The following is a 19,935-nucleotide window of genomic DNA, read 5'->3' as shown; positions in this document are numbered from 1 at the left end:
ATTTATTATTGTTCTTTTGTGCTATTAAGATAGCCGTAGAATGATAAACAGTATAGGCCAGCTAGACCTACTAATACATAAATAGTTCTACTCCAAATGGAGCCTATTCCAAATATTAAATCTACTAAATTAAAATCCATGATGCCTATAAGACCCCAATTTAATGCTCCTATTATTACTAAAGTAAGAGCAATAATATTTAATGTTTTCATTTTTAACACATCCTTTACTAAGAATATATTAATATTATTAGTAGAAAAATATATTTTATTCAAATAAAAAAAGAAATAGCTTGTGCTATTTCTTTTTTTATAGAGTTATATTTCTATCTATTGGTTGAGATAGAGATATAAATGTATCGGTTCCACTTATTCCTTCAATATGATTTATTTTGTTCATTAGAATATCTTGAAGGTCTGATATATTTTTGCATATAACTTTAGCAAAAATAGCGTAGTCACCAGTTATCAAATGAAGCTCTACAACCTCTTTAATTTTTGAAAGTTCATCAAAAACATGAGTATATGATGATGTTGAGTTAACATGTATTCCAACAAAACATGTTACATCATAACCTAATTTAGGTAAGTTTAAAAGAATTCTAGTACCTTTAATTATTCCTAAGTCTTCCATCTTCTTCATTCTAACATGAATTGTACCACCTGAAACATGGCATATTCTTGCTATTTCCAAATAAGGAGTTCTACAATCTTTTATTAGGATATCTAAAATTTGTAAATCTAATTCATCTAAATGAGTTGATGTATTTATTAGAGACATAATATCACCTCTTTAAAATTTGAATAAAATGATAATTCTATTCTAACAAAACTTTTATAAAAATACTATATATTATTTTAAAAATAATAAAGTTTTTTTTATTAATTTAACACATTAATAAAAATGATATTACAAATGTTAATTTTATAAGAACAAATTTAAAAAATAAAAACTTGAAAATGTTTTTTTTTTAGACTAATATATTATATAAGGAGTATTATGCAAGGAGGCAAAACTATGGGAATACTTGTATTTATTTTACAAATAATACTTTTAGCAGTAGTAATTTTTGGAGGATTTTCATTATTAAGTAGATATGTATTTAATAAGGTTAAAGTTAATAAATGGATCATATTAGCTGCAGCTATAATAATCTTCCTTATTCCTATGTTCATTCCTATGAATCAATGGATTATGCTAATAATTTCGGCCATAGCAACAATATTATTCTTATGGTTCTTAGATATTCTTAGAAATGGATATCCAAAACTTAAAAAAGAGAAAAAAGTTGTTATTAAACCAAAGGCGAAACCAAATAGAATTAAACATAATAAAGATTCAAAAAAATAAACTCCATATATATGGAGTTTGTTTTTTTTATTCGTAAGTAACGAATATTGGAGAAGACATAGCTTCTTTATCATCATTTAAAAATACTTTAGCTACAAACCAAGTTTCGTCTAAAGAAACATTTTTTTCAAAGATATATTTAATATTATGCAAGTTTATATCATTAATTTCTTTAATAATTTTTCCTTTGTTAGTCAAAAACTGAATTTTTGATATGCTGTTTAAATCATCTTCAACTTGTAAATAGAGATTAATTTTGGAAGATTTATCTATGGCAACAGTTCCGCCCATAAAAGTTGAATTTAAAGAGAATAGCATTTTTAAAGTTTTAGATTCTGTTGAGAATATATGTCTATTTTTAAATGCTGAAAGTAAGGTGTTCTTATCTAATTTGTGAGAAACTACGCAAGTTAAGTTTTCACTATCTCCATGATTTAATTTATGATTGTCTTGAGAGTTTATAGCTCCAATTTTGAATCCCTTATCAAGTAGTGAAAAAAATTGAGAATCATATCGTGTATAATTTTTAGGGGGTATTCCATTCCCAACTTCTATAGAGCATAAAAGCTTATCTAAAAGAGGAGTAAATTCAATTTTTTTTGCAATAGAGTTTTTAGGGTGATTAATACTAAGCAAAGCTGTATGGTCGTTAATTAACCAAAGCAACAAATAGTTGATATCTGAAACTATCCCAGTGAAAAAAGTATTTGGGCATATTATATTTAAATGACCTAAGGAGGTTGACTTTGCTTCGAATCCAGATAAAGCTAAAAAGTCAGAATGTTTTTTGTTAAATTTATTTATGCATTTATTTAAATATGTCCATTTTGAAATTTCTTTATTTTTTTCTGTTATATTTTCACTTAGATATTTATTATGATCAGTTATTATCAAAAAATCCAATCCACGAGAGCGAGCGTGTTCCAGGACCTGGGGTGGAGTGCTTTTTCCAGTTGATAATGATGTGTGAGAATGAGGAATTCCATAATAAAATCTAAGTTTATCAAAGGATATGTTTTTTTTATCCATTAATACCTCTTAATTATATTAATATAATATATAATATTATTGTTATTCAGATTAAATGTCATGCTTTTAATATTGATATATATAAGATTAAGAGGGAATTTTAATTATATAAAAGCATAAGTGGACATAATCTATTTTTATATGATAAAATTATAAGAATAACTAAGAGGTGATTATATGTTAATTGAAGTTAAAGGAAATAAGCCTAAAATAGGAGAGAAAACCTTTGTAGCACATAGTAGTGACATCATAGGTGATGTTACTATAGGTGAAGATTGTGGGATTTGGTTTGGGGCTGTATTAAGAGGCGATGAAAATTCAATTAAAATAGGAAATGAAACTAGTGTACAAGATAATGCAGTATTTCATGTTGATAAAGAGCATAACATTGAAGTTGGTGATGGTGTTACCATAGGACATGGTGCTATAATACATGGGTGTAAGATAGAAGATGAATGCTTAATAGGCATGGGGGCAATAATATTAAATGGAGCAAAAATAGGGAAAAATACTATGATTGCCGCTGGAACTTTAGTTAGTCAAAACAAAGAGATACCAGAGGGAGTCTTAGTTATGGGAGTTCCAGGCAAGGTTATTAGAGAGCTTACAGATTGTGAAATCGAAAGTATAAAAAATTCAAGAAGAGAATATATAGAGATGAAAAATCTTTATAATAAATAAAGGAGGAGCTTATGATAATAAACGTAGGACAATTTAATAAAATGAAAGTAGTAAGAGAAGCAGAGTTTGGATACTACTTAGATAGAGGAACTAGAAATACTTCTGATGACATATTAATTCCAAGCGGAAATTTAGCAGGACAAGAAATAAAAGTTGGGGATGAAGTTGAAGCTTTTATTTATAGAGATTCTAGAGATAGATTAATAGCTACATTAAAAAAGCCTCTAGCTGTTGTTGGAGATGTTGCTTTATTAGAAGTTAAATCTATTACTAAAATAGGTGCTTTTGTTGATTTTGGTTTAGAAAGAGATATACTTGTTCCAATGAAAGAAAAAAAATATAACATGGAAGAAGGAAAAAAATATCTAGTATATATATATGTTGATAAAACAGGAAGATTAGCAGCAACAACAGATATTGATAAATATTTAGACGAAATAGAGGAACCTAAACTGGGAACAGAAGTTTCAGGAGTAGTATATGGATATCAAACTAATGATTCTTTAAGAGTTGCAATAGATAACAAATATAGAGGAGTAGTGCTTAAAAACGAATACTTCACAAATATTAAACCAGGAGATACTATAAAAGGTAAAATAATAAAGGTTTACGAAGATGGAATAGTTGGGTTATCTTTAAGAAATCATAAACTTAAGGAGAGAAACGAATTAGGAGATACTATATTAGAGTATTTAAAGGAACATGGCGGAGTTATGAGCTTAAATGATAAGAGTACTCCAGATGAAATAAGAAATACTTTTAAAACTTCTAAAAACTATTTCAAAATGGCCTTAGGTGGATTAATGAAAAAAGGCTTAATAGAACAAGATGAATTTGGAACTAGATTAAAATAGTTTAAATAGCTATATCAAGAATTTTCTTGATATAGTTATTTTTTTAGGCTTTTTTAGGTGAATGTTGAGTTTTGTAGTATATTTAATATTTTAAGAATTGAAAAAAACAATCTGTATTTAAAAGAAAAGTTTATGTTTAAATATTAAGTATAAAAAAATATTTTTTGGAGATTTTATTGGTATAGGTGGTGAATTTTATGAAAAATAGGAAAAAAATAAAAATGATACTCCTTATGTTTCTTATGATTTTGCTATTTAGTAGCAATACTAATGTATTCGCAAAAGAAAATCCAAATACCATAGAGTTTTTAGGTTATGAAGAGGAAATAATAGTTTTAAAAAGTCCTTGTGAAACTGTTGTTATAAGTGAGGGAAATAATATAGAGAGTATCTTAGAAGGAGTCAATAAAGAAAATTTAGGCGAAATTGATTTATTGGTTTTAAACTCTTTTAAAGAGGAAAGCAATGAGTTTATTGAAGAGGCAATAAATAATAGTAATATAAAAAAGATACTTATTCCTACTTTGGGAGGATTAAATGAAGAAACTAAAAGTCTTATGAAAAGCAAGAATATAGAAATAACATCTATGGAAGAGGGATTTAATTATAATAAAGAAAGTATTTCTCTAAATGCAAAAAGAGTAGATAATTCTAATGAAGGTATGATTTTTGCTACTGTAGATAATATTAAAATAGCAGTTTTGTCTAAGGAATCTTATGATAAAGCTTTAGAGTTAAGTAAAATAGAAGATTGTAGAGTAGAAATTTTAAATTTAAATGATGGAGAAGAAAAGAAAAAGGAAATAAAGAAATTAGTAAAGAACCTAAATCCTTTAGTAATAATAGAAAATTCAGAGAATAATGAATTTATAAAGAAAATGGGAGTTAAGCATTTTAATTTAAATGAAGAAAAAGGAATAAAAATAATGCGAGTTCTTGGTGAAACTAAAGAATTTGAAATTTTGTCAAGAAAGGAAGGCTATACTAAATAGTATAGCCTTATCTACTTTTTATAGAAATTCTTTTTAAATTTGATGAAAATTTATCTTTAATAATTAAAAGTATGAATACAGAGACTGCGATTAAGGTAATAACTAAAACTTGAACTCTAAAGTCAACGAAAGAAAGTTTTAGTGAAAGTGGACTTAAGCATATATAAGTTAAAATTCCAACTAATATATATATAAAACAATTAGATATGGATAAACCTATATCTATGTTTTTATATATTTCATAAAGGTTTAGGCATAGAGATAATGATGAAACAAAAAGCATAGTTATTGCATAACCATATATATTTATAGATGGTATAGCTGTTAAAAAGAATAATAAAGTAACTTCTAATAATTCTGTTATTATAGTATTTCTTAAAATTACATTTTGTTTTCCTAAACCATTTAATATTCCATACATAGTGTTAGAAGTAAATACTATTGGCATCATTAATGAAGTTACTCTTATATATTCTCCTAAATCATCTCTTCCAAAGAATACTTTTCCTAATGAATCTGGAACACATAAACCTACAACAGCAGTACAAATACCAATTAAAAATGCTATTTTAATTACATCTCTAATTCTTTTGGCCGCAGAAATATAATTCCTTTTACTTAAAGTCTGTGATAAATCTGGTATTAACATTGTATTTATAGAAGAAACTATTATTATAGGAAAGGTTACTATGGACATAGCCATAGAGGAGTATTTTCCTATAAGTGATAATGCCTGAGAATAAGTAAAACCAGCAACAATAAGTCTTTTAGGAACTAAAAGTGTTGATATAACGCTAAATATGCTCATTAAAAAACCGTTTAAACATAGAGGAACTGATGTTACTAAAACATCAAATAATAATTGAGCACGGCTTTCTCCCTTAGTATTTCTTTTAGGTGTTTTTCCTATCATATATTTAAAATAACCAAATAAAAGTATTAAACTTTGGAGTTCTCCCAAACATAGGGCTAAATAAGCTAAGGTAACTAAAGTTTCTAAAGTTTGAGCCTTAAAGATAAAAATTAGTACTGCTAATACAAGTATACGAAGAGATTTTTCTAAAATATCTATAAAAGATGGAACTGTAATTTTAGATGTTCCGTAAAAGAATCCCTTTAATATGTTTGAAAGAGATATAAAAATCATAGCTGGACAAGTTACCATTATAGCTTTTATTATTCTAGGATCTTTAGCCCAAAAGTTACCTATTATAGGTGATATGAAAAAAACAAATATACCTATTATAAAACACCAAATAAAGTTAAAAATAGCTACGACTTTCATAGTACGAATTATGTTATTATAATCGTCTTTGGCTGAATATACAGCTGTTATTTTGGAAATTGATGCAATTATACCAGCAGTCATGATGGATATAAATAGATTATAAATCGGCATTATAATTCCATATAGACCCATTCCTTCGGGGCCTAGGACTTTTGATAAGTACATTGAGAATATAAAGCCTAATAAACCTGTTGTTAAATTTGAAGCTGTCAGCATAAAAGAATTTTTATAAAAATCATCTTTACCCAATGAATCACCGCCTTATTTAAAAGTTCAATAATAATGAATATTCACAACTTATGTTAAATATTCATTATATAGGAGGTAATTGTGATTAATTGCTTTTGATTTTCTTAATAGTGAAAATTTATTATTGAGGCTGATTAGGAGGAAAGATGAAGAATATTATAAAGATTATAGGGTTAATTTTAATTAGTGCACTATTATCAAGTGGAATATGTTTTTTTACTAATAAGGATGGAAAATATTTAGAGAGTGAAGATTTTAGTGAAGAATTAATTTTAAAGGGGCTAGATGGTGCAAAAGCTTTATGTAATGATGAAGAGGAAATTTATGTAGCAGTAAAGAATAATATTTTTAAAATAGATAAAAACAATAATGTATTTTTAGAGACAAAGGAAGAAAGCAATATATATGATTTAGAGTATTATGATGGAAAGTTATATTACACCTTAGATGAAAAGTTAATATCTTATGACTTAAATAACTTAAGTAAAGAAATTTTAATTGAAGAAATTCCTAATAAGGGGCTAAATAAAGAAAACACCATGATTTTGATAAAGGAAGGAAAACTTTATTTGAGTATAGGATCAGCTACAAATTCAGGAATTGTAGCTGAGGAGGGAGAAGCCTATGATATACCTCCAGTAGATACTATTTTAAATGGAAGAAATTATGATGAAAATAAAAAAGGAGCTTTTGTGCCATACAATACTAAAACACAAAAGGGAGAAGTAGTAAAAGGAAACATAGTAGGAAATGGAGCAATTATAGAGGTTGATATAAAGAATAATGAGAAAAAGCTATATTCTTATGGAATAAGAAATGTTAAGGGAATTGATTTAAACAGTTCAGGAGAAATTTTTGCAATAGTTGGAGGAATTGAGGAAAAAGGATATAGACCTTTAAATGGTGATAATGACTATATATATAAAATAGAAGGAAAAGGTACTTGGTATGGATGGCCAGATTATAGTGGAGGAGATCCTGTTAACTCTCCAAGGTTTAGAGAAGAAGGAAAACCTATAATTAATTTTATAACAGATGAACATAGAAGTTATATAATGCCAAAACCTATATATCAAACTGAAAATGTTGGAGAGATTAATGCCTTGTTAATAGATAGAGAGGGAATAATATTAGAAGAAAATGCCTTTTTGTTTTTTAATCACGAAAAAAATACTCTTTCAAGGTTTCTTAAGGCGGGAGAAGTTAAAGATATCATAAGCTTAGAAGAAAATGCCTATATAAATGATATGAAGATAATTCAGGATAATCTCTATATATTAGATGGAAATAAAGGTGTACTTTTTAAATTACAAAAAAATATAGATGGTAATAATATACCTATTTATAATTACTTATTAATATTAAGTATAAATTTAATATTAATTATTGTACTTATTGTCAAATTTACTATGTCTATAAAGAAAAATAAGAATTAAACTTTTAGGATTATATAAATTTATTAAGAGATAATAAGAGTAATTTTTTCTAATTAAAGATAGAAAGAATTACTCTTTAAATGTATAATAGAAATTGAAATGGAATAAAATGGGAGTGATTTTATGGTAAGAGAAGTTATATTGGATATGGGTAACATAAATTTTAAAGGTAACACCTTAGATGTTGGTATAAATAATTATGGAATCATTTATAATATTTTAAAGCAAACAGAGAATGAGATAAGTGTAGATTATTATATTGAGAATTTTGATGATGAGTATAGGAATCAATATGATAACGGTGTTTTATTTTTTTCACTAAGCCAATTAGATAAAAATGAAATTGAAAATGTTATAAAAAATATATGGAGTAATGTAAGGTTTGGAGGGAATATTTATATATGGGATAGAGAAAAACAGAGAAGGGAAACAGTAAATGATAAGATTAAAGTTTTAATGCCAAAGGAAAAAGAGAAGGAAATTGAATTTATAGACAATAGTATTTCAAATGAGTTTACAGTGGATAGTTCAAAAAAAGTACTTGAAAAATATTTTGAAATACAGGAAACTAAAGTTTGTGATAAAATAATATTTATTAAAGGAATAAAGAGAGGAAGTATAAAGAATGAAGATACTGCTAACAGCAATAAATTCCAAGTACATTCACAGCAATCTAGCAGTGAGGTATCTGAAGACATTTACAAAGGATTTAGATTTCCAAGGTGATATAAAAGAGTTTTCAATCAATGATAGAGTTGAGAATATTTTAGAAGGTATTATTGAGGAGAAACCAGATGTTGTGGCTTTCTCCTGTTACATATGGAATATGGAGTTCGTAAACAGACTAGCCGAACTTATAAAGCTTGTAGATCCTAAAATAGAAATACTTTATGGTGGACCAGAAGTTTCTTATGAGGGAAAAGAGTTTTTAGAAAACCATCCAGGAGAATATGTAATAGTTGGAGAGGGAGAAAAGACTTTTAGAGAGTTTGTCCTTTATAAGCTTGGAGAAGGAAAAATAGAAGATATAAGAGGATTAAACTATAAGAAGGATGGAAAAGTTTTTGAAAATCCAATTAGGCCTGAAATGGATATGAATGAATTAGTATTTCCTTATACTTATGAAGAGGATATAAATAATAAAATTGTTTATTATGAAGCTTCAAGAGGATGCCCATTTAAATGTAAATATTGTCTTTCTTCTGTAATGCATGGAGTTAGATTTTTAGATGTAGAGAGAGTAAAAGAAGAACTTAAATACTTTATGGAAAGAGGAATAAAGTTAGTTAAGTTTGTTGATAGAACTTTTAACTGTAATAAAAAATATACAGTTGAACTTCTTAAATACTTAAGTGAGCAAGATACAGAAACAAGATTCCATTTTGAAGTTGCAGCGGACCTTTTAACAGATGAGCAAATAGAAATTTTAAATAATTCTCCAAAGGGAAGATTCCAATTAGAGGTAGGAGTACAAACTACTAATAATGAAGTTTTACATAATATAAATAGATATATCACATATGAAAACATAAAGGAGAAAGTTTTAAAAGTTGCTGAAGGAAAAAATGTAATGCAACATCTAGACTTAATTGCAGGGCTACCAGGAGAAGACTTAGAATCATTTAAAAAGTCTTTTAATGATGTTCATGCCATAAGACCAGATGAAATTCAATTAGGCTTCCTAAAGTTGTTAAAAGGTTCATCAATGAGAGAGGAAGCAGAAAAGTGGGGAATAGTTTATTCACCATATGCGCCATATGAAATAATAAGAAGTAGTGATATAAGTTATGATGAACTTCTATTATTAAAGAAAGTTGAAGCTATGGTTGATAAATATTATAACTCATGCAAATTTAATAATGTAATTAAATTCTTCTTAGATATATATGAGAAGCCTTTTGATTTTTATTATGATTTAGCTATGTTCTTTGAAGAGAAGGGTAATTTCAAGAGAAGTATAGGAAATGTTGAATATTATAAGATATTATTAGATTTTTACATTGAGAAGCTAAAAGGGAAGGATGAGAGTCTTTTAAAGGAAGTTTTAAAATTCGATTATTTGTGCTTTAATAAAAAGAGATGGTTACCAGATTTCCTTGTTAGAACAATTACTAAGGAAGATGAGCAAAAAATAAAGGATAGTTTTGATAGACAAATGCCATTTAAAAAAGCTCATATAGAAAAATTTGAATTAGATATAATTAATTACTTAAAAAATGGGGAAATTAAATCTGAACCAAGATATCTTATATTTGATGAAATGAATTTTGATTATGATTCATACATAGAAGTAGAAAATCAATAAATATATTAGTCGTATTAATAAATCCCTAAATATATTAATACGACTTTTTTACAAATGTAAATAAAGTTAATTTTTTATTCAAAAAAATATAATGTAGATTTTTGAATAAAAACCTATGAAAATGTATACAGGAGTAAAATTATGTTGAATTAAGTTGAATTTCATGTATAATTAGTAGTAAGGGTTAATTAATACTATATAAAGTATTAATATATATTTTATAAAAATTCCTTATATAAAGGTGGTGAAACTTTGGCAATAGAAGCAATAAAAGAAATTAAAAAAGTTGAAATGCAAGCTGATGAAATGATTAAAAAAGCTCATGAGCAAAGCAAGAAAATAATTTCAGATGCAACAATCCAAGCTGACGAAAGACATAACTCCATCATAGAAGAGGCTAGAAATGTTGCAAGAGAAATTATTGGCAATGCAGAAAATGCCGGAAGAAAAGAGGCCGAGGTCATACTTTCAGAAGGTAAAAAACAATGTGCTGATGTGTCAAATCTTACTGGTTCTAAGATTGATTCAGCAGTAAATTTAGTTATTGAGAGGATTGTGAAAACTAATGGCAATAGTTAAGATGAATAAATTCACCTTACTTGCCTTTGAATCAGAGAAAGAGAAGCTTCTTAAAAAAGTTCAAAGTTCTTCAGAGGTTGAATTCATAAACCTACAAGATGAAGAAAAAGTGGAAAGCAACGAAGTTTTTGAATCTCTTAGCAAGGATGATTTAGATTCTGAAACAGCCCTTATAGAAGAAAATGTTTCAAAAACAAGATCAGCTTTAGACTTCTTAAGAGAGTTTGTTGCTGAAGTTGGAGGACTTAAAGCTTTAAAAGCTGGTAAAGAAAGCTTAACTTTGGATGAGCTAGAAGCGAAGGTTGAAAATAGCAACTGGGAAGTCGTTTATTCAGAGGTTAAGAAGATGGAGAGAGAGCTTGCTACTCTAGAAAACGAAAAGACAAAACTTTTAGGTGAAATAGAAATCTTAGAGCCATGGCAAAGTTTCGATGCTCCACTAGGTGAATTAAATAATTTTGAAAAAGTAGTTGTATTCTTAGGAGTTATTTCAAGTCAAAATCTTGAAAATATGAAGAATGAAATTGAAAGCGAATTCAAGGAAAGTTATATAGAAGTTATTTCTAACACTGACCAAGATTCATATGTCTTTGTAATGACAATGAAAGAAAGAGCTGAACAAATAGATGAAGTTTTAAAGAACTTCGGTTTTTCAGCATTCCAAACTAAGTATAAAGAGAAAGCTTCAGTTCTTGTTGAAGAGTTTAAATTACAAATAAAAGAAATAGAAGCTAAAAAAGCAGACTTAAGAGGAGTACTTTCAAATTACAGAGAAGAAAAAAGAACTCTAGAATTAGCTTATGAATATTATAGCAACATACTTATTAGAAAAGAAGCAAGTGAAAACTTCTTAAAAACTGATAGAGTAGTTGTTATTCAAGGGTGGGTTCCAAAAGATGAAAACTTTTCTCTAGAGGAAATCATAAAGAGTTCAGTAGGAGATATGTATTATCTTGAGTTTGAAGAAGTTAAAGATGAAGAAATCGCAGATGTTCCAGTTAAATTACATAACAAGGGTCCAGCATCAGCCTTTGATTCGATAACTGAAATGTATAGCTTACCAAGATACAATGAAATAGACCCTACACCACTTTTAACACCTTTCTATCTAGTATTCTTTGGTATGATGGTTGCAGACTTAGGATACGGACTAATATTATTTGCAGGTTCATTATTAGCTATGAAATTACTTAACTTAGATGAATCTCAAGAAAAATTTGCTAAATTCTTTATGTATTTAAGTATAGCTACAACAGTAGCTGGAGCAATATTTGGTACTGCATTTGGATTTGAACTACCATTTGGACTTATAAATCCAAGTAAAGATACAAATCTATTATTGATGTTATCTGTTGGATTTGGGGTTATACAAATATTCTTTGGATTATTTATAAAAGCATATATGTTAATAAGAAATGGAGAATATTTATATGCTCTATTTGACGTAGGATCATGGGTAATGCTTTTAATAGGTCTTCCAATGATATTCTTCGGTGGAACTGTAGGTTTAATAGGTAAGATATTAGCTATAGTTGGTTCAATAATAATAATATTAACACAAGGTAGAGATGAAGAAACAAAAGGTGCTAAAATAGGTCAAGGTTTATATGCCTTATACGGTGTAACAGGATACGTAGGAGACTTAGTATCATATACAAGACTTATGGCATTAGGTATTGCAGGTGGATCAATAGCAGCTGCACTTAACTTAATAATAGGTATGTTCCCAGGAATAGCGATTATAATAATAGGACCTCTATTCTTTATAGCGGCTCATACATTTAATATGCTTTTATCATTACTAGGAGCATATGTTCATACAGCGAGATTACAGTACGTTGAGTACTTCTCAAAATTCTATGAAGGTGGTGGAAAAGCATTCACACCATTTAGAACAATAAATAAATTTATAACAATAAAAAAAAGAAATAAATAAATAATAGTTAAAATTAAATTAAAATAACATTATATTTTTCAGGAGGAATTAAATTATGGAAAACTGGATTTCATATTTTATGGCAAATTACGGAGGATTAATATTTGGAGCTTTAGGTATAGCCTTAGCTGTAGGTATGTCAGGTGTAGGATCAGCAAAAGGTGTTGGTATAGTTGGGGAAGCGGCAGCAGGATTAGTAACTGAAGAGCCAGAAAAGTTTGGTAAAGCGTTAGTTCTTGAATTATTACCAGGTACACAAGGTCTTTATGGATTCGTTATAGGTTTCTTAGTATTTAACCAAATCAGTAATGGTGATGCATCATTAGCTAAAGGATTATACTTATTATTTGCATGTTTACCAATAGCAATCGCTGGATTATGGTCAGGTATAGCTCAAGGTAAAGCAGCTGCAGCTGGTATCCAAATCTTAGCAAAGAGACCAGAGCACAATACTAAAGGTATCATATTCGCAGCAATGGTTGAAACATATGCATTATTAGGATTCGTTATATCATTCTTATTAGTAAATGGCGCAAGCGTAATAAAATAATTAGTAAGCAAAGATTGGAGAAGTGAAGGGAATGTCAAATTTAAATAATTTAACTTCCAAGATTCTAAATGATGCTGAAGAAAAGAAAAACTATATATTAGCTGACGCTGAAGCACAAAAAGATAGAATAATATCTAAGAAAATAAATAGAGCAGAAGCAGATAAAGAAGAAATAATAAATAAGGCTAATGTAGAAGCAGAAGTTAAAAAAGCAAGAATAATTTCAAATGCTAAATTATCAGTAAGAAATGATATGTTAAGAGCTAAGCAAAATGTTATATCAGAAATATTTAACAAAGCTATAGAAAAATTACAAAATCTTTCTAATGGAGATTATAAATATTATGTTATCTCAACTTTAGATTCTTTAGAGTTAGAGGGAACAGAAGTTATTATAATCAATGAAAAAGATAAAGATATATTTAGCAATGAGTTCTTGGAAGCATTAAATAAAGAACTTGAATCTAAAGGAAAAAAAGGAAGTATTACATTAAATATGGAAGGCAAATTTAATGGTGGCTTCATATTAGATAGAAATGGAATACAAATAAATAATACCTTTGAAGCTTTAATTAACTCTTTAAGAGGAGAGTTAGAGTTTGAGGTGAATAAAGTATTATTTGATTAAGGAGGATGAAGAATGGATTCAATGCAATTTTTGCAATTAATTCCTAGAATCAGAGTATACGAAAAGAAACTCCTTGATAAAGCTCAAATAGAAAGAATGATAGATGCAAACACTTCAGAAGGTGCATTAAAAGTTCTACAAGAAACAGAGTATGCAGCATTTATGAATGAAGTAAGAAGACCAGAGGATTATGAAATACTTTTATCAAATGAACTAGTTAAATTATATAAAACTATGTATGAGGCTAGTCCTTTAAAGGAAATCATAGACGTTATGGCTTTAAAATATGACTATCATAACATAAAAGTTTTAGTTAAGGGGAAAATCTTAGATAAAGATTTTTCCCAAATGCTAATACCAGTTGGTATGATAGGAGTAAATGATTTAAAATCTGCAATAAACGGAGAAGATTTTGGTAGACTTCCTAAGAAAATGGAAGAGTGCTTAAGAAAAATATTTGAAAAATTTGAGGAAACTCAGGATCCACAAGTTATAGATTTAATCGCAGATAAATACTTATATGCTCATATTCATGAAATTGCAAACAAGAAAAATATAAAAGATAAGGCTTTAGATAGATATCTTAATAACCTTATAGACTTAAATAATGTTAAAACATTATTAAGAACTAAAAAGCAAGATAAAAATGTTAACTTCTTTTTAGATGCTGTAGTACCAGGTGGTAGTATAGATGCAAGTAAGTTTAGAAGTTTATACTTAGATACAATCGAAAATATTCCTAATAACTTAAGTAGTAAGGAATACTCACAAGTATTAAGAGAAGGTATAGCTAGTTACATAGAAACTTCATCAGTTAGTGAATTTGAAAAGCTTATTGATAATCACATAATGAGTATAATGAAGGAAGCTAAAATAGTAACTAAAGGTTTAGAGCCTGTTCTAACATATATGTATGTTAAAGAGAATGAAATTAAGCAAATAAGAACTATCATGGTTGGTAAATTAAACAATATTACTAAGGAAGTAATAAGAGAAAGGCTGCGTGATGGATATGTATAAGAAAATCGGAGTTGTAGGTGATAAAGATTCAGTTTTAGCATTCAAAGCGCTTGGAATAGATGTATTCCCTGTAGTTGAAGATGAAGAAGCTAGAAAAACAATTGATAAGCTTGCAATGACAGGTTATGCAGTAATCTTTGTTACAGAGCACGTAGCTAAGAACATAGAAGAAACTATCGAAAGATATACAAGACAAGTACTTCCTGCTGTAATATTAATTCCAAGCAATCAAGGAACTCTAAATATAGGAAAACAAAGAATATCAGATAACGTTGAAAAAGCAGTTGGCGTTAACATTTTATAGAAAGTAGGTAGATAACTTGAAAACGGGGAAAATTATCAAAGTTTCAGGTCCTTTAGTAGTTGCTGAAGGTATGGATGAAGCTAATGTATATGACGTTGTAAAAGTTGGAGAAAAAGGTCTTATCGGAGAGATCATAGAAATGAGAGGAGATAAGGCCTCAATCCAGGTATATGAAGAAACATCAGGAATTGGACCTGGGGACCCAGTTATAACTACTGGAGAACCACTTTCAGTAGAATTAGGACCAGGACTTATAGAGTCAATGTTCGATGGAATACAAAGACCTCTAGACGCTTTCATGAAGGCAGCGAATTCTGCTTTCTTAACTAAAGGGGTAGAAGTTAAATCTTTAAATAGAGAGAAAAAATGGCCTTTCGTACCAACTGTTAAGGTAGGAGAGAAGGTTTCAGCTGGAGACGTAATAGGAACAGTTCAAGAAACTGCTGTTGTTATTCATAGAATAATGGTTCCTTATGGAGTTGAAGGTACAATAAAAGAAATAAAAGCTGGAGATTTCAATGTAGAAGAAGTTGTTGCTGTAGTAGAAACTGAAAAAGGTGACAAGAACTTAACAATGATGCAAAAATGGCCTGTAAGAAAAGGTAGACCATATGCAAGAAAATTAAACCCAGTTGAGCCAATGACTACAGGACAAAGAGTTATAGATACTTTCTTCCCTGTAGCTAAAGGTGGAGCTGCTGCCGTTCCAGGACCTTTCGGAGCTGGTAAAACAGTTGTTCAGCACCAAGTTGCTAAGTGGGGAGATACTGAGATAGTTGTTTACGTTGGATGTGGAGAGCGTGGTAATGAGATGACAGACGTTCTTAACGAGTTCCCAGAACTTAAAGATCCTAAAACTGGGGAAAGCTTAATGAAGAGAACAGTTCTTATAGCTAATACATCTAACATGCCGGTTGCTGCCAGAGAAGCATCAATCTATACTGGTATAACAATAGCAGAGTATTTCAGAGATATGGGATACTCAGTATCAATCATGGCTGACTCAACTTCACGTTGGGCAGAGGCTTTAAGAGAGATGTCAGGAAGACTTGAAGAGATGCCTGGAGACGAAGGTTACCCAGCATACTTAGGATCAAGACTTGCTGATTACTATGAAAGAGCTGGTAAGGTTGTAGCTTTAGGTAAAGATGGAAGAGAAGGAGCTGTTACAGCTATCGGAGCAGTATCCCCTCCAGGAGGAGATATATCAGAGCCAGTTACACAATCAACTTTAAGAATAGTTAAAGTTTTCTGGGGACTAGATGCTCAATTAGCATATAAGAGACATTTCCCATCAATTAACTGGTTAACATCATACTCATTATACTTAGAAAAAATGGGTGAGTGGATGGATAAGAACGTAGCAGATGACTGGTCAGGATTAAGAACAGAAGCTATGGCACTTCTTCAAGAAGAAGCAAACTTAGAAGAAATAGTAAGACTTGTTGGTATGGATGCACTTTCAGAAGGTGATAGATTAAAACTTGAAGTTGCTAAGTCAATAAGAGAAGACTATTTACAACAAAATGCATTCCATGAGAATGACACATACACTTCATTAAATAAACAACACAAAATGTTAAACTTAATATTAAGTTTCAGACATGAAGCTGAAAAAGCTTTAGAAGCTGGTGTTTATTTAGATAAAGTATTAAAACTTCCTGTTAGAGATAAAATTGCAAGAAGTAAATATATTTCAGAAGAAGAAATAAGTAAGATGGATGATATCTTAGTTGAATTAAAGTCAGAGATGAACAAGTTAATCAGCGAGGGAGGTGTTCTAAATGCTTAAAGAATACAAAACAGTTACTGAAGTTGTAGGACCCTTAATGGCTGTTGAAGGCGTAGAAGGTGTTAAATACGATGAGCTAGTTGAAATAGAAATGCAAACTGGTGAGTTAAGAAGAGGTAAAGTTCTTGAAGTTAACGGAGACAAAGCTATGGTTCAGCTTTTCGAAGGCTCAGCAGGAATTAACCTTAAAGATACAAAAGTAAGATTCTTAGGAAGACCACTTGAAATTGGTGTTTCAGAAGATATGTTAGGAAGAGTATTCGATGGTATGGGTAGACCAAAAGATAACGGTCCAAATATAATACCAGAGAAGAGATTAGATATAAACGGAGAAGCTATAAACCCTGTTGCTAGAAATTATCCATCAGAGTTCATTCAAACTGGTATTTCTGCAATAGATGGTCTTAATACTCTAGTTAGAGGACAAAAACTTCCTGTTTTCTCAGGATCAGGTCTTCCACACAAAGAGTTAGCTGCTCAAATCGCAAGACAAGCAAAAGTTTTAAACTCAGATTCTAAGTTCGCAGTTGTATTTGCTGCTATAGGTATTACTTTCGAAGAAGCTGAATTCTTCGTAGATGAGTTCACAAAAACTGGAGCTATAGATAGATCAGTTCTATTCATGAACTTAGCATCAGACCCAGCTATAGAGAGAATAGCTACTCCAAGAATGGCATTAACTACTGCTGAGTACTTAGCATACGAAAAGGGAATGCACGTTCTTGTTATAATGACAGATATAACAAACTACTGTGAGGCTTTAAGAGAAGTTTCTGCAGCTAGAAAAGAGGTTCCAGGAAGAAGAGGATATCCAGGATACCTATACACTGACCTTTCAACATTATATGAAAGAGCAGGAAGATTAGTTGGAAAAGAAGGTTCAATAACTCAAATTCCAATATTAACAATGCCTGAAGATGATAAAACTCACCCAATTCCAGACTTAACTGGATATATCACTGAGGGACAAATAATCCTTTCAAGAGAGCTTTACAAGAAAGGAATAATGCCTCCAATAGATGTTTTACCATCATTATCAAGACTTAAGGATAAAGGTATTGGTAAAGGAAAAACTAGAGAAGATCACGCTGATACAATGAACCAGTTATTCTCAGCATATGCACAAGGTAAGCAAGCAAAAGAACTTGCTGCTATATTAGGAGAATCAGCATTATCAGACGTTGATAAAGCATACGCTAAATTTGCTGAAGCTTTTGAAAATGAATATGTTTCACAAGGTTTTACAACTAACAGAACAATAGAGGAAACTCTAAATCTTGGATGGAAATTACTTAAGATCTTACCTAGAACAGAGCTTAAGAGAATTAGAGATGAATATCTTGAAAAGTATATGCCTGTTGGAGAGGATGAGTAAGAATGGCACAAAGATTAAATGTCAATCCTACTAGAATGGAACTCTCAAAGCTAAAGAAAAGATTAGCAACAGCAACAAGAGGACATAAATTATTAAAAGATAAGCAAGATGAGTTAATGAGACAATTCATAAACCTTATCAAATATAATAATCAATTAAGAGATGAAGTTGAAAAGGAACTAGGAAGTTCCTTAAAAGACTTCGTTATGGCTAGAGCTGTTATGAGTTCAGAGTTCCTAGAGGAAGCTATAGCATACCCTAAAGAAGAGATTGAGGTTGAAGTCGGAAATAAAAACATAATGAGTGTAAATGTGCCTATAATGAACTTCAAAAGAAAGTTAGAAGGTGATGAAGGTAGTATTTATCCTTATGGATTTATGAATACTTCAGCTGAGCTTGATGATGCAATTTCTAAGCTATATGGAATATTACCAAAATTATTAGAACTTGCAGAAGTTGAGAAATCTGGTCAGCTTATGGCAGACGAGATTGAAAAAACAAGAAGAAGAGTTAATGCTCTTGAATATATGACAATTCCTCAATTAAAAGAGACTATCAGATACATCAGAATGAAACTTGATGAAAATGAGAGAAGTGCTTTAACAAGACTTATGAAAGTTAAATCTATGATTGAGCAAAGAGGATAGTTTATATAAATTAATAAAAAAGGCAATCTTATGTTAATAAAACATCAAGATTTGCCTTTTTTCTTTACTATTTTCCAAATAAAATGTATAATCTTATTAAGAAAAAATAGATATTTTAATATAATAAAAATTTTTATAATAGTTTTTTTATTATGTGAATTATCTACAGAATATGGTATAATAAGTAAATAATTACACTTAATACTAAGGGGGGGCTTAAAATGAACAGTGTTATGAATTTAACTACTTTAGAACAAATAAAAGCATATTCAGATCCATATAGACTAAAGATAATAACTTATCTTAGAAATAATCAAGAATCTGCTACTGTAAAAGAAATTGCTGATTTTTTTGGGGAAGTACCAGCAAAAGTTCATTATCATATTAAAAAATTAGAAAAAGCAGGAATTTTGGAACTTGTAAAAACAAAAGAAATAAAGGGTATAATAGCAAAATATTATTATTTAACTGCAGATAGCTTCAATATAGAAGGAAATCAAATTAAAAAAGAAGCTAAGCAAGTATACAAATCTCAAATATTAAATATTCTAAGCGAATATTATGATAGCTCAAAAGAACAAACTATGAAGAGAATAGCCGAGAAAGTTGATACAGGCAATGCAGAGGATGCTGTAGGATTTAATTATAAGAATATATATTTAAATGAGGATGAGTTTAAAGAGATAAATAGAGAAATAAGAGAATTAGTTAAAAGATATGAAAGAAAAGAAGAAGGAAAAATACCTTGTCATGTTTTTTCAGTTTGCTTAAAGCATGAGACAGAGTAATTTTTCTGTAAATGATTAATTTACTTAATTAGGTGATATAATAATAAGTAATAAAAGATTTTTAATTAAAATGTCATCAATATGACTTATTAATCTACTAGAATAATATATGTAAAAAAAATGTTTTTTAAT

The 19,935-nt window shown here is 29.2% G+C and carries 21 protein-coding genes; 17 read left to right on the top strand and 4 right to left on the bottom strand.

From position 1 onward, the window contains the following. Positions 1 to 5: 5 nt before the first annotated feature. Both OIF33_RS02560 and OIF33_RS02555 read right to left on the bottom strand, forming a co-directional pair. Positions 6 to 212 carry a DUF378 domain-containing protein gene (locus OIF33_RS02560; protein ID WP_322502660.1) on the bottom strand — a complete coding sequence of 69 codons (207 nt, stop codon included), beginning with the start codon at positions 210 to 212 and terminating at the stop codon, positions 6 to 8. A gap of 97 nt (positions 213 to 309) precedes the next feature. Then, positions 310 to 780, bottom strand: coding sequence for an Lrp/AsnC ligand binding domain-containing protein (locus tag OIF33_RS02555; protein ID WP_322502659.1), 471 nt, complete (start codon positions 778 to 780; stop codon positions 310 to 312). 237 nt (positions 781 to 1,017) lie between these two features. On the opposite strand from OIF33_RS02555, the gene OIF33_RS02550 reads away from it, so the two are divergent. Further along, positions 1,018 to 1,350, top strand: coding sequence for a hypothetical protein (locus tag OIF33_RS02550; protein ID WP_322502658.1), 333 nt, complete (start codon positions 1,018 to 1,020; stop codon positions 1,348 to 1,350). Between the two features lie 27 nt (positions 1,351 to 1,377). On the opposite strand, the gene OIF33_RS02545 is transcribed toward OIF33_RS02550, so the two are convergent. Further along, complete coding sequence (locus tag OIF33_RS02545; RefSeq protein ID WP_322502657.1) at positions 1,378 to 2,379, bottom strand: CehA/McbA family metallohydrolase; 1,002 nt, start codon at positions 2,377 to 2,379, stop codon at positions 1,378 to 1,380. Between the two features lie 177 nt (positions 2,380 to 2,556). On the opposite strand from OIF33_RS02545, the gene OIF33_RS02540 reads away from it, so the two are divergent. The 3 genes from OIF33_RS02540 to OIF33_RS02530 all read left to right on the top strand — a co-directional run bounded on the left by OIF33_RS02540 (position 2,557) and on the right by OIF33_RS02530 (position 4,906). Further along, positions 2,557 to 3,060 carry a gamma carbonic anhydrase family protein gene (locus OIF33_RS02540; protein ID WP_322502656.1) on the top strand — a complete coding sequence of 168 codons (504 nt, stop codon included), beginning with the start codon at positions 2,557 to 2,559 and terminating at the stop codon, positions 3,058 to 3,060. 11 nt (positions 3,061 to 3,071) lie between these two features. Continuing rightward, positions 3,072 to 3,914 carry a S1 RNA-binding domain-containing protein gene (locus OIF33_RS02535; protein WP_322502655.1) on the top strand — a complete coding sequence of 281 codons (843 nt, stop codon included), beginning with the start codon at positions 3,072 to 3,074 and terminating at the stop codon, positions 3,912 to 3,914. 197 nt (positions 3,915 to 4,111) lie between these two features. After that, on the top strand, positions 4,112 to 4,906 hold the full coding sequence (locus OIF33_RS02530; protein WP_322502654.1) for a hypothetical protein: 795 nt from the start codon (positions 4,112 to 4,114) through the stop codon (positions 4,904 to 4,906). 7 nt (positions 4,907 to 4,913) lie between these two features. On the opposite strand, the gene spoVB is transcribed toward OIF33_RS02530, so the two are convergent. After that, a complete protein-coding gene (gene spoVB / locus OIF33_RS02525) occupies positions 4,914 to 6,443 on the bottom strand; it encodes a stage V sporulation protein B (RefSeq protein ID WP_322502653.1) in 1,530 nt (509 codons plus the stop codon). Between the two features lie 146 nt (positions 6,444 to 6,589). Here spoVB and OIF33_RS02520 point away from each other — a divergent pair, with 146 nt between their 5' ends. The 13 genes from OIF33_RS02520 (at position 6,590) to OIF33_RS02460 (ending at position 19,803) form a co-directional block, all read left to right on the top strand. Beyond that, the gene (locus tag OIF33_RS02520; RefSeq protein ID WP_322502652.1) at positions 6,590 to 7,879 is read left to right on the top strand and encodes a hypothetical protein; all 1,290 of its coding nucleotides are present in this window, start codon (positions 6,590 to 6,592) and stop codon (positions 7,877 to 7,879) included. Positions 7,880 to 8,002: 123 nt separating this feature from the next. After that, positions 8,003 to 8,605 (top strand): hypothetical protein, encoded by a 603-nt coding sequence (locus OIF33_RS02515; protein ID WP_322502651.1) that lies wholly within the window; start codon positions 8,003 to 8,005, stop codon positions 8,603 to 8,605. Beyond that, positions 8,505 to 10,184: a B12-binding domain-containing radical SAM protein gene (locus OIF33_RS02510; RefSeq protein ID WP_322502650.1), complete on the top strand. Its 1,680-nt coding sequence runs from the start codon at positions 8,505 to 8,507 to the stop codon at positions 10,182 to 10,184. The genes OIF33_RS02515 and OIF33_RS02510 overlap by 101 nt, the downstream gene beginning before the upstream one ends. Positions 10,185 to 10,436: 252 nt before the next feature. After that, positions 10,437 to 10,763, top strand: a complete 327-nt coding sequence (gene ahaH / locus OIF33_RS02505) for an ATP synthase archaeal subunit H (RefSeq protein WP_322502649.1) — start codon at positions 10,437 to 10,439, stop codon at positions 10,761 to 10,763. Continuing rightward, entirely contained in the window at positions 10,750 to 12,699 is a 1,950-nt protein-coding gene (locus OIF33_RS02500; RefSeq protein ID WP_322502648.1) for a V-type ATP synthase subunit I, read from the top strand. The genes ahaH and OIF33_RS02500 overlap by 14 nt, the downstream gene beginning before the upstream one ends. 55 nt (positions 12,700 to 12,754) lie before the next feature. After that, positions 12,755 to 13,249: a V-type ATP synthase subunit K gene (locus OIF33_RS02495; RefSeq protein WP_322502647.1), complete on the top strand. Its 495-nt coding sequence runs from the start codon at positions 12,755 to 12,757 to the stop codon at positions 13,247 to 13,249. Positions 13,250 to 13,280: 31 nt separating this feature from the next. Beyond that, complete coding sequence (locus tag OIF33_RS02490) at positions 13,281 to 13,877, top strand: V-type ATP synthase subunit E (RefSeq protein ID WP_322502646.1); 597 nt, start codon at positions 13,281 to 13,283, stop codon at positions 13,875 to 13,877. A 12-nt stretch (positions 13,878 to 13,889) separates the two neighbouring features. Next, complete coding sequence (locus tag OIF33_RS02485) at positions 13,890 to 14,897, top strand: V-type ATP synthase subunit C (protein WP_322502645.1); 1,008 nt, start codon at positions 13,890 to 13,892, stop codon at positions 14,895 to 14,897. Then, positions 14,884 to 15,201: a V-type ATP synthase subunit F gene (locus tag OIF33_RS02480; protein ID WP_003449642.1), complete on the top strand. Its 318-nt coding sequence runs from the start codon at positions 14,884 to 14,886 to the stop codon at positions 15,199 to 15,201. The genes OIF33_RS02485 and OIF33_RS02480 overlap by 14 nt, the downstream gene beginning before the upstream one ends. 16 nt (positions 15,202 to 15,217) lie before the next feature. Then, complete coding sequence (locus tag OIF33_RS02475; RefSeq protein WP_322502644.1) at positions 15,218 to 16,993, top strand: V-type ATP synthase subunit A; 1,776 nt, start codon at positions 15,218 to 15,220, stop codon at positions 16,991 to 16,993. Next, positions 16,986 to 18,368, top strand: coding sequence for a V-type ATP synthase subunit B (locus OIF33_RS02470; RefSeq protein ID WP_322502643.1), 1,383 nt, complete (start codon positions 16,986 to 16,988; stop codon positions 18,366 to 18,368). Before OIF33_RS02475 ends, OIF33_RS02470 begins: the two co-directional genes overlap by 8 nt. Before the next feature lie 2 nt (positions 18,369 to 18,370). Further along, positions 18,371 to 19,015, top strand: a complete 645-nt coding sequence (locus OIF33_RS02465; protein ID WP_003449608.1) for a V-type ATP synthase subunit D — start codon at positions 18,371 to 18,373, stop codon at positions 19,013 to 19,015. Positions 19,016 to 19,236: 221 nt separating this feature from the next. Beyond that, the gene (locus OIF33_RS02460) at positions 19,237 to 19,803 is read left to right on the top strand and encodes a helix-turn-helix domain-containing protein (protein ID WP_322502642.1); all 567 of its coding nucleotides are present in this window, start codon (positions 19,237 to 19,239) and stop codon (positions 19,801 to 19,803) included. The last annotated feature ends 132 nt before the right edge of the window (positions 19,804 to 19,935 follow it).

It is taken from the genome of Clostridium sp. LIBA-8841, assembly GCF_034439435.1.
Lineage (GTDB): Bacteria > Bacillota > Clostridia > Clostridiales > Clostridiaceae > Sarcina.
The sequence above is the reverse complement of the archived record's forward strand: the minus strand, read 5'-3'. Positions and strand labels throughout refer to the sequence as shown.